General features: G+C 33.3%; 1 protein-coding gene. It reads right to left on the reverse strand.

Annotated features, from left to right (window positions below; all coding sequences use genetic code 11):
• Nucleotides 1-333 (reverse strand): IS66 family transposase (locus GOQ24_RS06615; RefSeq protein ID WP_160339351.1); only part of this gene is annotated, 333 nt, incomplete at both ends.

A 333-nucleotide genomic window follows, 5' to 3' on the forward strand; every position in this document is an offset into this window, starting at 1 on the left:
ATTGCTACAGGTCTGATTACATTTTCAACAAGATTATTGTCTATCTGCAAGTTTCCATTGTGTAAGTAATCACTTAGATTACTCCATCTTTTTTGAGAGTACGCAAAAGCTTTACCTATTCTACTTTGAGGTAAGGTAAGATTCATCTGAGCAATCATATATTTACCAAGCTTGTTGATGATTGGTAAACTTTCATCTAGACGAAGTTCTTTGATTTGGTCAGGAGCTAAGTTTTGTTCTTTAGCTTTTCTCTCTATAGCATATAACTTCTGTATTTCTACTAGTACATGCTGGGCCCTTTTTCTATCGTTATCTAAAGCTTTTTCAAATTCA

This window comes from Myroides sp. LoEW2-1, assembly GCF_009767705.1.
Classification (GTDB): domain Bacteria; phylum Bacteroidota; class Bacteroidia; order Flavobacteriales; family Flavobacteriaceae; genus Flavobacterium; species Flavobacterium album_A.